The sequence below is a fragment of the Prevotella melaninogenica ATCC 25845 genome (genome assembly GCF_000144405.1).
Classification (GTDB): domain Bacteria; phylum Bacteroidota; class Bacteroidia; order Bacteroidales; family Bacteroidaceae; genus Prevotella; species Prevotella melaninogenica.
On the sequence record NC_014370.1, the window covers coordinates 1,100,065 to 1,116,412 of the forward strand.

Below are 16,348 nucleotides of genomic sequence, written 5' to 3' on the forward strand. Positions count from 1 at the left end.
TCTATTATGCAATAAAGAAAGAGTTTTCAATTCTTTTCTTTGGATAATTGATAAATTAGTCCTAATTTTGCCAAAGGACAGTAGTAAAGGACAGCTATACAACGGTACAGACTGTCCTCCTTACTTTACAATCCATTAAGAAATTAACACATTGTCTATATCACCTAAAATTATGGATAAGAAAGAATACTTACGTTCATGGGCTGAAACCTACAAGAACGACCTAACAAACAACATTATGCCTTTCTGGTTGAACCATGGTTGGGACAAGGAGAATGGCGGTATATACACCTGCTTGGATCGTGATGGATCATTGATGGACACGACCAAGTCGGTGTGGTTTCAAGGACGATGGGCCTTCATCTGCGCTTTTGCATACAATAATGTAGAGAAGAAACAGGAATGGCTTGAGGCATCAAAGTCTGCCATTGACTTCATTGAGAAGCATTGCTTTGACGAGGATGGGCACATGTATTTTGAGGTAACAGCAGAAGGCAAACCACTGCGTAAGCGTCGCTATGTTTTCTCAGAGACTTTCGCCGCAATAGCTTTTGCCGAATACTCTTTGGCAACAGGTGACAAGCATTATGCAGAAAGAGCGTTGCAGGTATTCCACGATGCACAGCGTTTCCTCTCTACTCCGGGCTTCCTTCCAGCTAAATATGAGGCAGGTGTAGAGATGCAGAGCCACTCTATTATCATGATTCTTATCAACGTTGGTTCACGTCTGCGTACAGTGATTGACGACCCAACACTAACCCAGCAGATTGACGAGTCTATCTCGTTGCTCCGTCGCTACTTCATGCACCCAGAGTTTAAGGCATTACTTGAAACAGTCGGCCCTAAGGGAGAGTTCATTGATACCAATGCAACACGTACTATCAACCCTGGTCATTGTATTGAGACCGCATGGTTTATCATGGAGGAAGCTAAGTTGCGCAACTGGGATAAAGACTTACTCGACACCGCCCTCACCATCTTCGATTGGTCATGGGACTGGGGATGGGACAAGCAATATGGTGGTATCATCAACTTCAGAGACTGTCGTAACCTCCCACCACAGGACTACTCGCAGGATATGAAGTTCTGGTGGCCACAGTGCGAGACTATCATTGCCTCCCTCTATGCTTACCTTGGAACTGGCGACGAGGAATATCTCTATCGTCATCAGCGTATTAGCGAGTGGACATACGCTCACTTCCCTGACCAAGACTACCCAGAATGGTATGGTTATCTCCATCGTGACGGAACCGTTGCACAGCCTGCAAAGGGTAATATCTTCAAGGGTCCGTTCCACGTTCCACGTATGATGATTAAGGGCTACATGCTCTGTCAGGAGATATTGAAGACTATGGAATAGTCTAAGATACCAAAGAATAAAAAAGAAAACTCCCATAACATTACCAACAATGGTTTGTTATGGGAGTTTTTTATAATACTTATTATGACCTTTTTAGTCCATTTTCTACTGACGTATTAACGCTCCGCACACATCGTGCGGATGCTTAGCACCATGTGTGCTAACGCTTAAAACCAATGGTGCGGAGTACTTAATACCTAACAATAGGCTATTAAAATGAGTATTGTTTGTGGTTAGAGAAGAGTTATACTACCCTAAAACGGAAAGCCTTAGATAGTATTAAGAATACCCTCACAACCATCTTCAATTAAATCAAGAGCTAAGTTAAAATCATCAGCATCACCATAATATGGGTCAGGAACACAAGTAGTAGAAGGATGTTGAGTAAAGAAATCTGCCATTCGTACGACCTTTTCTCGTGCCGCTTCATTAGGTGCTTGAGACGTAATGTTACGATAATTATCCTCGTCCATTACGACAATCTTATCGAATAACTCAAAATCTCTACGCGCATCAAATTGACGAGCACGATGATCAACGCTATATCCACGCTGTCTACCATGTTCACGCATGCGCTTATCAGGTAATTGTCCAACGTGCCAATTACCAATTCCCGCCGAGTCAATCATATATCGGTCTGCACAGCCTCGTTCCTCAACAAGATGTTGCATCACAGCATGTGCAGCCGGAGAGCGACAAATATTACCTAAGCAAATAAACAAAATACTCACTTTTTCATTTGTTGTCGTATCCATTTTTATCTCATATTTTTGACAGATTCTCCACTGTCTATTGATTAATTTGATTTATACTTATTAATATTATAAGGTATGATTTCTCTTTTAGGAGAACGCATAACTTATTCTACCTCACTTACTCCAAACAATTCCTTTATCTCGTTTAGATGTTCTAAAGCTACTTCCCTACCCTGATCATAGGTTGCTTGCATCATTGCTGGGTCGTGTGAGAAATGCCCTATTGTTAGTTTTGCTTTAGGACGAAGCACTAAGGTGTTAGGCTTCTTTTCTTCTTCACGAACGTATGCTAACTGTTCATTATACATGATATGGCGTTGCTCCAAAGCTTTTACGACACGTGGATGACGATGCAACCACATACGCATAAGAGGCATCAGTGAGTTTGGCTCTTTCACAAAACCCTCTGGTTGAGTAAGAACAACCAAATTACGCTCATATCCTTGCTCCTGAAAGAAGCGGAGAGGGATAGAATCAGCAATACCACCATCCAGAAGTTTCTTGCCTTCTACCGTCACAATACGAGCAGCAATAGGCATAGATGCAGAGGCACGAATATACTCTAAACAATTATTATCAACCTCCATCAGTCGCTTATACTCCGCTTTACCCGTTCCAACGTTTGTACATACAGCCCAAAACTCCATTGGATTCTCACGGAAAGTATCAACATCGAAGTAATCAATATGACGAGGCATATAATGGTAAGCGTATTCACCACCATAGTAATCACCTGTTGTTAAGAGTGAACGCAAAGAAGCATAACGCCAGTCGTTTGCCAACTTCTTGTTGTATCTTATCGCCCGTCCTGCCTGCTTTGACTTCATATTACAACCAAAAGCCGCACCCGCAGAAACGCCAATAACGCCATCAGGCCATATGTTATTTTCCATCAGAACATCCATTACACCAGCAGAAAACAATCCACGCATGGCTCCTCCTTCTAATACAAATCCTTTCTTCATTATGTTTTATCCTTTAAATACTGCCTTTTTATAATGTTATATTCTGATAATCAAAGATATAAACAATGCTATTGTAGTAAAACAAAGGTTACAATAAAGGTAACACCTTACTTTTGTTTTCTCTTTGCTAATGCAGCAATAGCATCAAAACTGTAAACGAGTGTGCCACTGGTAAAAGTCGTTGTTTCAATCTTAAAAGAACGATATTTCCTAAGACATTCAACAAATGCTTCTGGAGTCTGAACGAAGGCAGAGTCAGTCTGCTTACTGATACCCGGCTTATATTTGAAACGCCCTACCTCTTCTCCATACGCATAGACACGAACATAGTTGGTTGTATCATAACTGTTACCCGCAAACTGTTCGCCATCACCAAGAATCATACATGCTTCAACACCTACACGTCCAAGATAACGTACACGAATGTTCATACGATTAGAAGGCGTTATCTGCGACTTCTTGTTTGGAGCACTCTGCATATTAGCTACTGCAGAATCGTTGAGATAGGTCCATGAAGAAACATACGTCCCATCACCTGACGAATTACTATCAAGATCGACAGCCAACATAGTGTCGACCTGTGTTGTATCATAATGTCCTACTCCTCGCGAAGAACAGCCAGAGCAAGACATAAAAGCTACTGCAGAGATAGCCACAAAGACTAAGGGCAGTAACTTCATTGAATGTTGTTTCATCTTTAAGAAGCTAAAGGGGTTAAGGGAGTTAGAAGGAGTTTAGACATTATTTCCTAATCCTTGCTTTGGAAGTCAAGGGAGTTTAGTGAAAGGTATCAACCCCAACAATGATAATTGTTAACTAAACTCCTTCTAACTCCCTTAACTCCTTTAACCCCAGAAGACTATTAATATTCTCCCCAAGCCTTGATATCAATATCATCTAAACTGACATTGCAGAAGGCTGAGATAAACGCACTTGCCAATCGGCTGTTTGTAATCAATGGTACATTGAGGTCGATTGCTGCACGACGAACCTTATAACCATTGGTCAACTCACGTGGAGTAAGGTCCTTTGGCATGTTCACAACCATGTCTATCTTCTTCTCGTGTAAGAGATCGAGTGCCTGTGGATGCTGTCCTTCATCCGAAGGCATATATACACATGTATTCTCAATTCCATTCTCTGCGAGATACTTTGATGTACCGACTGTTGCATAAAGTTCATAACCATGCTGCTTCAACATCTTTGCAGCATCAAGCATTTCAGCCTTCTGCTTTGCTCCACCTGTTGACAACAAGACTGTCTTCTTTGGTATTCTAAGACCTACAGACAGCATAGACTTTAACAAAGCTGTAGAGGTATCATCACCTAAACAACCTACCTCACCTGTAGAACTCATATCAACGCCCAATACTGGGTCGGCCTTCTGTAAGCGGTTGAAAGAGAACTGAGATGCCTTAATACCTACGTAATCAAGGTCGAAGAGGTTCTTGCTTGGTTTCTCAACAGGCGCACCGAGCATAATCTTAGTAGCCAAGTCGATGAAGTTGAGCTTCAACACCTTACTAACGAATGGGAATGAACGGCTCGCACGGAGATTACACTCAATAACGAGGATATCGTTATCACGTGCCATAAACTGAATGTTGAATGGTCCGTTGATATGCAATTTCTTTGCAATCTGACGACTAATGCGCTTTATACGGCGCATTGTCTCAACATAAAGTTTCTGAGGTGGGAACTGAATTGTAGCATCACCAGAGTGAACACCAGCAAACTCAATATGCTCAGAGATAGCGTATGCCAATATCTCACCATCTTGTGCAACAGCATCCATCTCAATCTCCTTTGCATGTTCAATGAACTTACTTACCACAACAGGGTGGTCTTCGCTGACATTAGCAGCCAACTGAAGGAAGCGAGTGAGCTCATCTCTATTAGAACAGATATTCATAGCTGCACCAGAAAGCACGTAAGATGGACGTACAAGTACTGGGAAGCCAACACGGTCAACGAACTTATCAATATCGTCCATACTTGTCAATGCACTCCATTCTGGCTGATTGATACCATTCTCTGTGAGCATTGACGAGAACTTAGCACGGTCCTCAGCGTTATCAATATTCTTTGCTGATGTTCCAAGAATAGGCACATTCTCCTCATCAAGATACATAGCAAGGTTATTTGGAATCTGACCACCTGTTGATACAATCACACCATGTGGGTTCTCTGCATCAATGATATCCATAACACGTTCGAAGGTCAACTCATCGAAATAGAGGCGATCACACATGTCATAATCCGTTGACACTGTCTCTGGATTATAGTTAATCATGATAGAACGATAGCCCTGACGACGGATGGTATTCAATGCTTGAACACCACACCAGTCGAACTCTACAGAACTACCAATGCGGTAAGCACCTGAACCAAGTACGATAACTGAGTTACGATCATTAGGGAACGTAACATCTGAAGCTACACCAGCGTATGTAACATAGAGGTAATTGGTCTGTGCAGGATACTCGGCAGCCAATGTATCTATCTGCTTAACAACAGGAAGAATACCAAAGCTCTTACGTAAACGACGAACGATTCTCATCGCTTCATGCATCTTCTTGCACTCTTCCTCCAAACCAACAGCACGTGCGATTTGGAAGTCTGTAAAGCCATAAACCTTTGCTGTACGCAGAAGTTCCTTATCAAGTGTATTGATATTCTTAGTCTTCAGTTCCTCATCAATGTCTATGATATGCTTGAGTTTGTTGAGGAACCAACGATCAATCTTGGTCAACTCATGAATCTGATCAACTGTATATCCCTTGTGCATCGCCTTAGAAATAAGGAACACACGCTTGTCGGTAGGTTCACGCAACGCTACATCAAGATCGTCTATCTGCAATTCTTTGTTCTCAACAAAGCCGTGCATACCCTGTCCTATCATACGAAGACCCTTCTGAATGGCTTCCTCGAAGTTACGACCAATAGCCATAACCTCACCAACAGACTTCATACTTGAGCCTAACTCCCTATCCACACCACGGAACTTACTGAGGTCCCAACGTGGAATCTTGCAGACTACATAGTCGAGTGCTGGCTCGAAGAAAGCTGATGTGGTCTTTGTAACAGAGTTCTTCAACTCAAAGAGTCCGTAGCCCATACCCAACTTAGCCGCAACAAAAGCAAGAGGATAACCAGTTGCCTTGCTGGCAAGAGCTGAAGAACGAGACAAACGAGCATTTACCTCAATAACACGATAGTCTTCACTCTCTGGGTCGAAAGCATACTGAACATTACATTCACCAACAATACCAATATGACGTACTATCTTTATAGACAGTGCACGGAGCTTATGATACTCGCTATTAGAAAGGGTCTGAGATGGTGCAATAACGATAGACTCACCGGTATGAATACCAAGCGGGTCGAAGTTCTCCATATTACAAACTGTGATACAGTTGTCATAACGGTCACGAACAACCTCGTACTCTATCTCTTTCCAACCCTTCAAACTCTTCTCCACCAATACCTGAGGGGAGAACGAGAAAGCCTTCTCACAGAGTGTATTCAACTCATCCTCATTATCAGCAAATCCACTACCAAGGCCACCTAATGCGTATGCAGCACGAACAATAACAGGATAACCGAGATTCTTTGCAGCCACACGTGCCTGCTGAATATCCTCACATGCCTCACTCTTGATTGTCTTTACATCAATCTCATCGAGTCGTTCAACAAAGAGTTCACGGTCTTCAGTATCCATAATTGCCTTAACAGGGGTACCTAAAACCTTTACATTATACTTCTTCAGAACACCTGTCTTATCCAACTCAACACCACAGTTTAGTGCTGTCTGACCACCAAAAGACAGGAGGATTCCATCAGGACGTTCCTTCTCTATAACACGCTCAACAAAGTAAGGTTGAACTGGAAGGAAATAAATCTGGTCTGCTACACCCTCAGATGTCTGTACTGTTGCGATGTTTGGGTTAATCAAAACCGTAGAAACACCCTCCTCGCGTAATGCCTTCAACGCCTGTGAACCAGAGTAATCAAACTCTCCTGCTTCACCAATCTTCAATGCGCCTGAACCAAGTATCAGGACTTTCTTTATTGACTCGTCTTTCATTATTTCAGTGTTTCTACAAATTTATCAAACATAAAGTAAGTATCAACCGGACCAGAGCAAGCCTCTGGGTGGAACTGTGAGGTAAACCAAGGGTTCTCCTTATGGCGAATACCCTCATTACTACCGTCATTCATGTTAACGAAGAGTTCCTGCCAATCCTTGTCTAATGTTGAAGCATCAACCGCATAACCGTGATTCTGTGAGGTGATATAACACTTATCAGTACCTACCATGCGAACAGGCTGGTTATGTCCACGATGACCGTATTTCAACTTATAAATCTTTGCTCCTGCAGCCTTTGAAAGCAACTGATTACCCATACAGATTCCACAGATAGGTTTCTTACTCATACTCATCTGCTTACGAATAACCTCAACAGCATCATTACACATATCAGGGTCACCAGGACCATTACCGAGGAAAAGGCCATCATAATCCATACCAGTGTAATCATAGTTCCAAGGTACACGGATAACCTCAACTCCTCTGGTAATCAATGAACGAATAATATTAGCTTTCACACCGCAGTCAACAAGGACAACCTTCTTACCAGCGCCCTCGTTGTAGTGGATAATCTCTTTTGTTGAAACGCGATCAACAAAGTTTACTCCCTCATAATCAGCCTCTGGGATATTATTAGGTTCATCATCAAAGAGAATCTTACCCATCATCACACCGTGCTCACGTAGAACCTTAGTAAGTTCACGTGTATCAATACCAGTAATACCTGGTACGTGTTCACGCTTCAGCCAGTCAGCCAAACTCTCCACAGCATTCCAATGTGAATGCTCCTCTGTATAGTCAGACACTATCAAGGCTGAGACATAGATTTTATCACTCTCCATGAAGGTTGGGATACCACTTTCCTCAATAGTAAAAGGTGGTACACCATAGTTACCTACCAATGGGAAGGTCATTGTTAGTAGCTGACCCGCATATGAAGGGTCAGTCAAGCTCTCTGGATAGCCCATCATCGCAGTGTTGAAGACCACCTCACCAGCTACTGGGGCATCGTATCCAAACGACTTTCCATGGAATTTTGTTCCGTCACTTAAGACTAAAGTTACGTTCCTCATTGCTTATAGTATTGTTGGATTGAAATTTCTTTTCATGAAAAGAAATATTTTTTATCGTGAAAAGAAATCTTTCTTTTCATGAAAATAATTCTTTTTTTTCATGATGATAATTCACAGACAAGCGGTTATTACGCTTTTACTGTATTTAGATGTTCACGCTCATAATAGCTTACGAAGGCCTCATTGACCAATCGCATACCACCTGGAGTTGGATAGTTTCCTGTAAAATACCAATCACCTGGATGATTAGGTATTGCATTATGTAGTCCTTCCACACTCTGGAACACGAGTTCTACAGGTGTTGTCATACCTTCTGGGCGCAGCATTTCAACTATCTTTTTATTAATCTCATCTACCGTAAAAGGCTTATAAACTGCACGTACAGCATTTGAAATGGTCTCTCCCTTAGGCTTTGCCAATTCTTTCTTACAATTCTCATAGACCTCACGAAGTAAGTCTTCCATACCACGTTCACGTATCAGTTCGATTACTGCACGGAAGACACAGAACTCTTCTGGATGTGGCATATCAATACCATAGTAGTCTGGGAATCGAATCTGTGGCGCACTGGATACGACAACAATCTTTTTAGGATGCAAGCGATCGAGAATACGAAGGATACTCTCCTTCAATGTTGTTCCACGAACGATAGAGTCATCAATAATGACAAGATTATCCTCATAAGGTTTAATACACTCGTATGTTACGTCATAAACATGCGATGCAAGGTCATTACGCGAGTTTCCTTCTGTGATAAAGGTACGTAACTTAATATCCTTCCATGCCACTTTTTCAGAGCGTACATCTTGATGTATAATACGATAGACCTCCTCTGAAGAAGCCTTAGAACCTAAAGCTGCGATCTGCTCAACCTTCTTCTTATCAATCTGCTCCTTAAAGCCGTGAACAAGACCATAGAACGCAACCTCCGCAGTATTAGGTATATACGAGAGAACTGTATGCTCTGTATCATAGTCAACTGCTTTCAATACAGGCTCTGTCAACTGACGTCCCAATGTCTCACGCTCCTTATAAATATCACGGTCTGAACCACGTGAGAAATAGATACGCTCAAAAGAGCAAGCTGCATTCTGCTTAGGTTCAAGTATTTGCTGTAGCGAACATTCACCACGCTTATTAACTATCAGTGCCTGACCAGGTTTCAACTCTTGGATATCATCACACTCAAGGTCGAATGTAGTCTGCAGAACAGGACGTTCACTTGCCAAAACAACAATCTCATCATTCTTATAATAGAAAGCTGGGCGAATCGACCATGGGTCACGAATAGAGAACATCTCACCCGAACCAGTCAATCCACAGATAACGTAGCCACCATCAAAGTGCTGCATCGTTGTCTTGAGAACATTACTCATCTGTACGTTCTCTTCAATATAGTTGGTGATAGCACGCTTCTCCAAACCTAACTTCTGCGCATCCACAAAGTTACGTTCAACCTCACGATCAAGTCTGTGTCCCATCAATTCCAAAAGAATGTTCGTATCACTATAGATACGTGGACACTGTCCCTGTTCAGTCAAAATCTCAAAGACATCTCCAATATTAGTCATATTAAAGTTACCACACATACAGAGATTCTTTGCTTTCCAGTTGTTGCGACGCAAGAAAGGATGAACATAAGAAAGGCCACTCTTGCCGGTAGTAGAGTACCGAAGGTGGCCCATATAAAGGTCTCCCGCAAAGGGGAGATTAGTTTTAGCAAAAGAAACATCAGACAACTGCTCCTGTGAAAGGTTCTTATAATGCTTATGAACATTAGCAAAAATCTCAGCGACAGCATTCTTACCCTCTGCACGTTCACGGAACATATATTCATTACCTGGCTCAGAATCCAGTTTTACAGAAGCCATACCAGCTCCCTCTTGACCACGGTTATGCTGTTTCTCCATCATCAGATAGAGTTTGTTCAGTGCATACATCCAGGTGCCATACTTCTCCTGATAATACTCAAGCGGCTTCAGCAATCGAATCATTGCCACACCGCAGTCTTCATGAATGTTCTTTTCCATTGATAAGGTTTTCTATCTTTCTTTTACTTTTAAAATCGTATATCTATCTTCATGTCTCCCTTAATAAAAAGGAAGATGAATATAAACTTCACTTTATTAGGAGTAACACAGTCTGTGCATTCGTTATATTCATTAAGAATAAATACACAGACTATGTCTTATAATGTTTGGCGTCAACCAATCACCTCCCCCTACTCTACTGTTACAGACTTAGCCAGATTTCTTGGCTGATCAACATCCTTGCCTTTACATACAGCAATATGATAAGCCAACAGCTGTAATGGAACCGTTGCTACTAATGGCTCAAGACATTCCATCATGTCTGGGAGTTCTATAACAGCATCTGCTATCTTAGAGATGGTTGTATCACCCTTTGAAACTAAAGCTATCACGCGTCCTTGTCGTGCCTTTATCTCTTGGATATTACTACGAACCTTCTCATACATTCCATTATGTGTTGCAATAGCTACGACAGGCATATCTGAATCTATCAAAGCTATTGGTCCATGTTTCATCTCTGCTGCTGGATAGCCTTCAGCATGTATATAGGATATCTCTTTCAACTTCAATGCTCCTTCCAGAGCTACCGGATAACTATATCCTCGACCCAGATAGAGGAAGTTACGGGCGTAAGTAAACGTACGTGCTAAGTCTGCTATCTGATCGTTTGTCTTTAAGACTTCTTCTATAACAGATGGCATTTCAGCCAACTCTTTTATCACTTTCTTGTAATCTTCTTCGCTGATAGTTCCCTTTACATTGGCAAGTGCAAGCGCAAACATTGTCAACACTGTAACCTGTCCTGTAAAAGCCTTCGTTGATGCTACACCAATCTCAGGTCCTACATGAATGTAAGTTCCGGTGTCTGTTGCACGTGGAATACTTGAACCAATGGCATTACAAATACCATAAATAAAAGCCCCCTTTGATTTTGCAAGTTCTACTGCAGCAAGTGTATCTGCTGTTTCACCACTCTGTGAGATGGCTATTACAACATCACCATCACCAACCACAGGATTGCCATAACGGAATTCACTTGCATATTCGACCTGAACAGGAATACGACAATACTCCTCTATGAGCTGTTTACCAATTAGTCCTGCATGCCAACTTGTACCACAAGCAACAATAATTATGCGCTTTGCATTCAACAACTTATCACGATGATCTATCAAAGCTCTCAATGTTACCTGAGTATGTTCTGGATGTACACGTCCACGCATACAATTCTTCAAACACTCTGGCTGTGCAAAAATCTCTTTGAGCATAAAGTGAGGGAAACCTCCTTTCTCTATCTCTCCAAGATTAATATCTACTGTACGCACCTTTGGTGACAGTTCTTCATTTAGAATATTAACAACCTTCAGTTCTTCTCCTAACTTCATAACGGCGATATTGCCATCATCCAAGTATACTACCTTATCCGTATACTCTACAATAGGACTTGCATCCGAGCCAAGGAAGAACTCCCCATCACCAATACCTACTACTAATGGACTCTGCTTACGTGCCGCAATAATAGTGTCTGGATTGCGCTTGTCAAGTATAGCTATAGCATATGCACCAATGACTTGATGAAGTGCTAACTGAACAGCTTCCAGTAAACTGAGGTTTTTCTTTGTCTGTATATAATCAATCAATTGTACCAATACTTCCGTATCAGTTTCTGACTGAAATGTCATTCCTTTTTCCATGAGATTATGCTTAATTTCAGCATAGTTCTCAATAATGCCATTATGAATAATAGCAAGATTCTTCGACTGTGAATAATGTGGATGTGCATTTAATGATGAAGGTTCACCATGTGTTGCCCAACGCGTATGAGCAATACCGATATTACCTGTTATGTCCTTATCTGAACAATACTCTTCCAGGTCAGCAACCTTTCCTTTTGTTTTATAAACATTCAGTTCCTTACCTTTATTTATCAATGCTACACCTGCACTGTCATATCCCCTATATTCAAGGCGCTGTAAGCCTTTAATTAAAATGGGATAAGCTTCACGCTTTGTTCCAATGTATCCTACAATTCCACACATAATCCTTATACAATCAGTTACCCCAAATTCAAAAAGAGAATACCTCTCACACCCTCTCTTTTTAGTAGTCCACTAAGGTCTACCCAAGACATGGATATCAAAGATATTCTCATTCCTATTATATTTTATCCAAAGAAAGGCTATAGACAAGCCTCTAAGGACAGTATTTTACTTTCTCAATACGTTTACAAGCAACGATGCCACTGATGTCACAATACCAATGAAAGAGAACCAGAGGGTAGTAGAACTACCGATACCAGAATTCTTAGCCTTTACACTGTTTGGTTGAACATAGAGGACATCATTCTGCTGAAGATAATAGTAAGGTGAGTTAAGCAAGTTTGCATCATTGAGATTCAAACGTACAACATGCTTCTGACCTGTTGGATCTTCACGAATCAACATAATGTTATCACGCTTTCCATAAACACCAAGGTCACCAGCTTGTGCAATTGCTTCCAAGACGCTCATCTTCTCTGTTGATACAGGAATAACACCTGGACTACCAACTTCACCAAGAACGGTTATATGATAACTGCTCATACGAACAGTCACAATAGGATTCTCAGTGCGTGCCAAATAAGGCTGAATCTTACTCTTGATAAGGTCTTCACACTCAGGCTTTGTCAAGCCACTTACATGAATCTTACCAATTACTGGGAAATTGATGAATCCAGAGTTGTCTACCAAGTAACCCTGCAAAGAGCCACCACCCGAAGCAACCTGCTTACCACTACCCAACTGGTTACGCACCTGCAAATTGAAAGGAGCTGCAGCATCTGGGTCAGTAGTGTTTACAGTAATCGTCAATTCATCTTTTGGCATGATGCGTGCATCATACAAGCCACGTGAAGCAGCAAGGCTAATAGAATCAGCGTTTTCTAAGTAAGTAAAGCCCTTACTTGAGCCACATCCCGTCATGGTCATAATCATAGCCGTAACTATGAGGGAGAAAATAATTTTTTTCATTTGAACAAATAACGTGTAGTCAACTATCAACATTAATTTTAGCAAAATAAAAACGAACGAAAACAAAGGAACTTCTTTCCTTATTTCATCGATCGAAATATATTCTTTGCAAAAATACAACTATTTTCTGATAACCGCAAACTAATATCTGTTTTTCTTTTTAGATTCTTCAACACATCGTAACGAACGACTTATCTTATTAAGAAAACGTTGGAACATCTTTAGAATTATTCTGTCTTAATATCTCACTCTGGTGATAGGCGATAATGAAGTTTTATTTCTTAATTAATCGTACAATTACCGATCTTATCGTTTATATTTGGTTATATGCTTCTTTTCCGACAATGCATAGCCCCCTCTCAACAAAAAAGAATAAAACATTAAACCATGAACACCAATGGTGCTTACGCCCCGCACCTATTGTGTTCATGCTCCGCACCATATGTGCGCAGCATGAACGTTATAACAGATGATGAAGAATTCAACTTGTAGATATCATTTAATGATATAAATTAAACCACTAACAATAAGCATATTATGCTATAAGTAGTTTGTTTAAAATATTGTTCTAAACAAACAGAATGGTTAATCCCTACTTGATATCAGCTACTACATATTCAGACCTTGTTCCGATACGGAACTTACCACCCCAAATACCGATTCCAGAAGACACATAATATTGAGTATTCCCTTTCTGTAAAGGTCCGAAAGCATCCTCATAGATAAGGTCTTCTATCCAGCTCACAGGCCACACCTGACCATAATGCGTGTGGCCAGAGAGTTGAAAGTCTATACCTGCCTGCTGTGCCTCCTCCAAGTGATAAGGCTGATGATCCATAAGAATTGTAAAATAACCCTTTGGAGCAAACTTCATCAAATGCTGTAGGCTGGCACGCTTTTTATTCGTCCTATCATCGCGTCCTACAATAAGAATTGAGTCACCACCTGCCAAAGGCACCACACTATGATTATCAATGAGCAGATGAATCCCTGCATCTTGATAGAACTTCTTTGCACGAGGTTCCCCACTTAGATATTCATGGTTGCCTAAACATGCATAAACAGGAGCCTTCAGACGACGAAATTCAGCTGCCATATCTTGGTCTATTAATGCACGAATACTACCATCAATAATATCCCCTGCTATAAGAATAGCCTCTGGTTGCTCTTCATTCACCTTATCAACCCACTTTCTAAACTCATCTGCACGATTATGATAACCTAAATGAAGGTCGGTCATCATTACCAAACGATGTTGCTGTTTCATCGGTTTTGCCGACTGCAAAGTTAAGGGTACACGCTCTTTGTGCAAATAATTGAAATATCCATAAACGAACAATCCTATCATAATGACAACTACTGACACTGTACCTGTCCAACTATTATAAAGAAAAGAACGAGGAACAAAATGAAGTAATCTTCCCAAGTCGAGCACAAGGAAGAGTAACAACAGATACAGCCCGACAAACACAGCAGAATTGCCAACTTCATACAAAGTTATAGCTATTGGCATTGGCTTATTATCCAAGCCTAAGATAAAATTGGTAAAGAAGCATACGATGCAAAGCAACAATGCTCCAACGACAATCCACTTACCTACTACAGCAAGGGGCAGAATCTGCCATACATGCCAACTTACATATCCACAGCCCAGCAAAAGGACCAAAAGAAACACAATTATCCAACCATAACCCATCTTACAATCTTTTTCTTAAATTATCACTAAATATCTACGTGCCCAGAGAATAGAGGCAAATCCTCTCATTCCAAGAAACGATAGAAAAGCTATCCATAAGGCGTTATTTCCATAACTATTCCAAAACAAATAATAGACAACGAAGAAGGTTATCATTGCCATAGCTGTTGAAAATAACATTCCCTTAGTAGCTGTCAAGCCGATAAAGACCCCATCTAACACAAAAGCCGCCATTCCTGCTATAGGAATAAGGTAAGCCCAAAAGAGATAAGGCTGTGCAGCTGTCACAACAGCCGTATCACTTGTGAGAAGACGAAGGAAACCTACGCCGCCAAAGACGTAAACCGCAGTAAACATCAATGCCATAATGACACCAAAACCAAAGAGTCGACAAACTGTTATGTGCAGTCCTTCTTTATCTCCTGCACCATAATACTTACCACTAAGCGCCTCTCCAGCATAGGCAAAACCATCCATCAGATAAGAGAAGAGCGTAAACAAGGTCATTAATAATGTATTCACAGCTAACATCATAGCCCCCTGCTTTCCTCCAGCTGACGTAAAGAAGAAGTTCACTGCCACCAAACAAAGCGTACGCAAGAAGATATCTTTGTTTACACGGAAGAACTCACCCCATTTTCCTCTCATGATAAATACATGACGGAAGGTTGTCTGCAAGACTACACAACGTTCTTTCCCAAAAGCCAATCCTCGCTCTTTTCTTGATGTTATCCGCTTGTATGCAGCATATAAAGAGACTACAAAGCCTGCCCACTGAGCCAAAGCTGTACCTGCTGCAACACCACTGATTCTCCAGTCTAATACAAAAACGAAGAATAAAGAGGCAAGGATATTAACTACGTTCTGCAACACAGCCACCATCATTGGTGTACGCGTATCTTGCATTCCGATAAACCATCCAGTCAGTCCATAGAGTCCCAACATAGCTGGCGCACCCCATATAACGATCCTAAAGTAGGTAGCAACAAAGTGCCACGAAGCCTCTGGCGTATTCATCAGCCGAAGCATCCCCCACTCTATACCACGCTGTGCCACGATAAAGAGGACTCCCATTCCCACTCCTATTGTCAGTGTGCGCACAAGAATATTCATACACTCCTGTCCGTCTTGTCGTCCATATGCTTGTGATGTCATTCCACTCGTTCCCATACGTAGGAATCCTAATAACCAGTACATCACATTGAATATCATCGAACCGACTGCTATCGCACTTATATAAGCCTCATTACCAATATGCCCTACCACCGCCAAGTCAATAAGACCTAACAATGGAACAGTCACATTACTTATAATAGAGGGGATGGCAAGGCGTAAAATCTCCTTGTTCCAGTTATCCAACAACTGCATTTC

At 41.3% G+C, this 16,348-nt stretch carries 11 protein-coding genes; 1 reads left to right on the forward strand and 10 read right to left on the reverse strand.

The window, feature by feature from the left end; translation table 11 throughout:
- The first annotated feature begins 172 nt into the window (after window positions 1–172).
- Window positions 173–1,360 carry an AGE family epimerase/isomerase gene (locus HMPREF0659_RS04380; RefSeq protein WP_013264440.1) on the forward strand — a complete coding sequence of 396 codons (1,188 nt, stop codon included), beginning with the start codon at window positions 173–175 and terminating at the stop codon, window positions 1,358–1,360.
- Between the two features lie 269 nt (window positions 1,361–1,629).
- On the opposite strand, the gene HMPREF0659_RS04385 is transcribed toward HMPREF0659_RS04380, so the two are convergent.
- The 10 genes from HMPREF0659_RS04385 to HMPREF0659_RS04430 all read right to left on the reverse strand — a co-directional run bounded on the left by HMPREF0659_RS04385 (window position 1,630) and on the right by HMPREF0659_RS04430 (window position 16,345).
- Window positions 1,630–2,115: a low molecular weight protein-tyrosine-phosphatase gene (locus HMPREF0659_RS04385; RefSeq protein WP_013264658.1), complete on the reverse strand. Its 486-nt coding sequence runs from the start codon at window positions 2,113–2,115 to the stop codon at window positions 1,630–1,632.
- Between the two features lie 104 nt (window positions 2,116–2,219).
- Window positions 2,220–3,080 carry a patatin-like phospholipase family protein gene (locus HMPREF0659_RS04390; RefSeq protein WP_013263990.1) on the reverse strand — a complete coding sequence of 287 codons (861 nt, stop codon included), beginning with the start codon at window positions 3,078–3,080 and terminating at the stop codon, window positions 2,220–2,222.
- Between the two features lie 107 nt (window positions 3,081–3,187).
- Complete coding sequence (locus HMPREF0659_RS04395) at window positions 3,188–3,775, reverse strand: hypothetical protein (RefSeq protein WP_013264816.1); 588 nt, start codon at window positions 3,773–3,775, stop codon at window positions 3,188–3,190.
- A gap of 167 nt (window positions 3,776–3,942) precedes the next feature.
- On the reverse strand, window positions 3,943–7,167 hold the full coding sequence (carB, locus tag HMPREF0659_RS04400) for a carbamoyl-phosphate synthase (glutamine-hydrolyzing) large subunit (RefSeq protein WP_013264645.1): 3,225 nt from the start codon (window positions 7,165–7,167) through the stop codon (window positions 3,943–3,945).
- Window positions 7,167–8,243 (reverse strand): glutamine-hydrolyzing carbamoyl-phosphate synthase small subunit, encoded by a 1,077-nt coding sequence (gene carA / locus HMPREF0659_RS04405; RefSeq protein WP_013263963.1) that lies wholly within the window; start codon window positions 8,241–8,243, stop codon window positions 7,167–7,169. Before carA ends, carB begins: the two co-directional genes overlap by 1 nt.
- Window positions 8,244–8,371: 128 nt before the next feature.
- Entirely contained in the window at window positions 8,372–10,273 is a 1,902-nt protein-coding gene (locus HMPREF0659_RS04410; RefSeq protein WP_013263973.1) for an amidophosphoribosyltransferase, read from the reverse strand.
- Between the two features lie 191 nt (window positions 10,274–10,464).
- Complete coding sequence (gene glmS, locus HMPREF0659_RS04415) at window positions 10,465–12,312, reverse strand: glutamine--fructose-6-phosphate transaminase (isomerizing) (protein WP_013263870.1); 1,848 nt, start codon at window positions 12,310–12,312, stop codon at window positions 10,465–10,467.
- 168 nt (window positions 12,313–12,480) lie between these two features.
- The gene (locus HMPREF0659_RS04420; protein ID WP_044045877.1) at window positions 12,481–13,281 is read right to left on the reverse strand and encodes a polysaccharide biosynthesis/export family protein; all 801 of its coding nucleotides are present in this window, start codon (window positions 13,279–13,281) and stop codon (window positions 12,481–12,483) included.
- A 592-nt stretch (window positions 13,282–13,873) separates the two neighbouring features.
- The gene (locus HMPREF0659_RS04425; protein WP_013263819.1) at window positions 13,874–14,977 is read right to left on the reverse strand and encodes a metallophosphoesterase; all 1,104 of its coding nucleotides are present in this window, start codon (window positions 14,975–14,977) and stop codon (window positions 13,874–13,876) included.
- A 15-nt stretch (window positions 14,978–14,992) separates the two neighbouring features.
- Complete coding sequence (locus HMPREF0659_RS04430) at window positions 14,993–16,345, reverse strand: MATE family efflux transporter (RefSeq protein ID WP_013264364.1); 1,353 nt, start codon at window positions 16,343–16,345, stop codon at window positions 14,993–14,995.
- Between the last annotated feature and the right edge of the window lie 3 nt (window positions 16,346–16,348).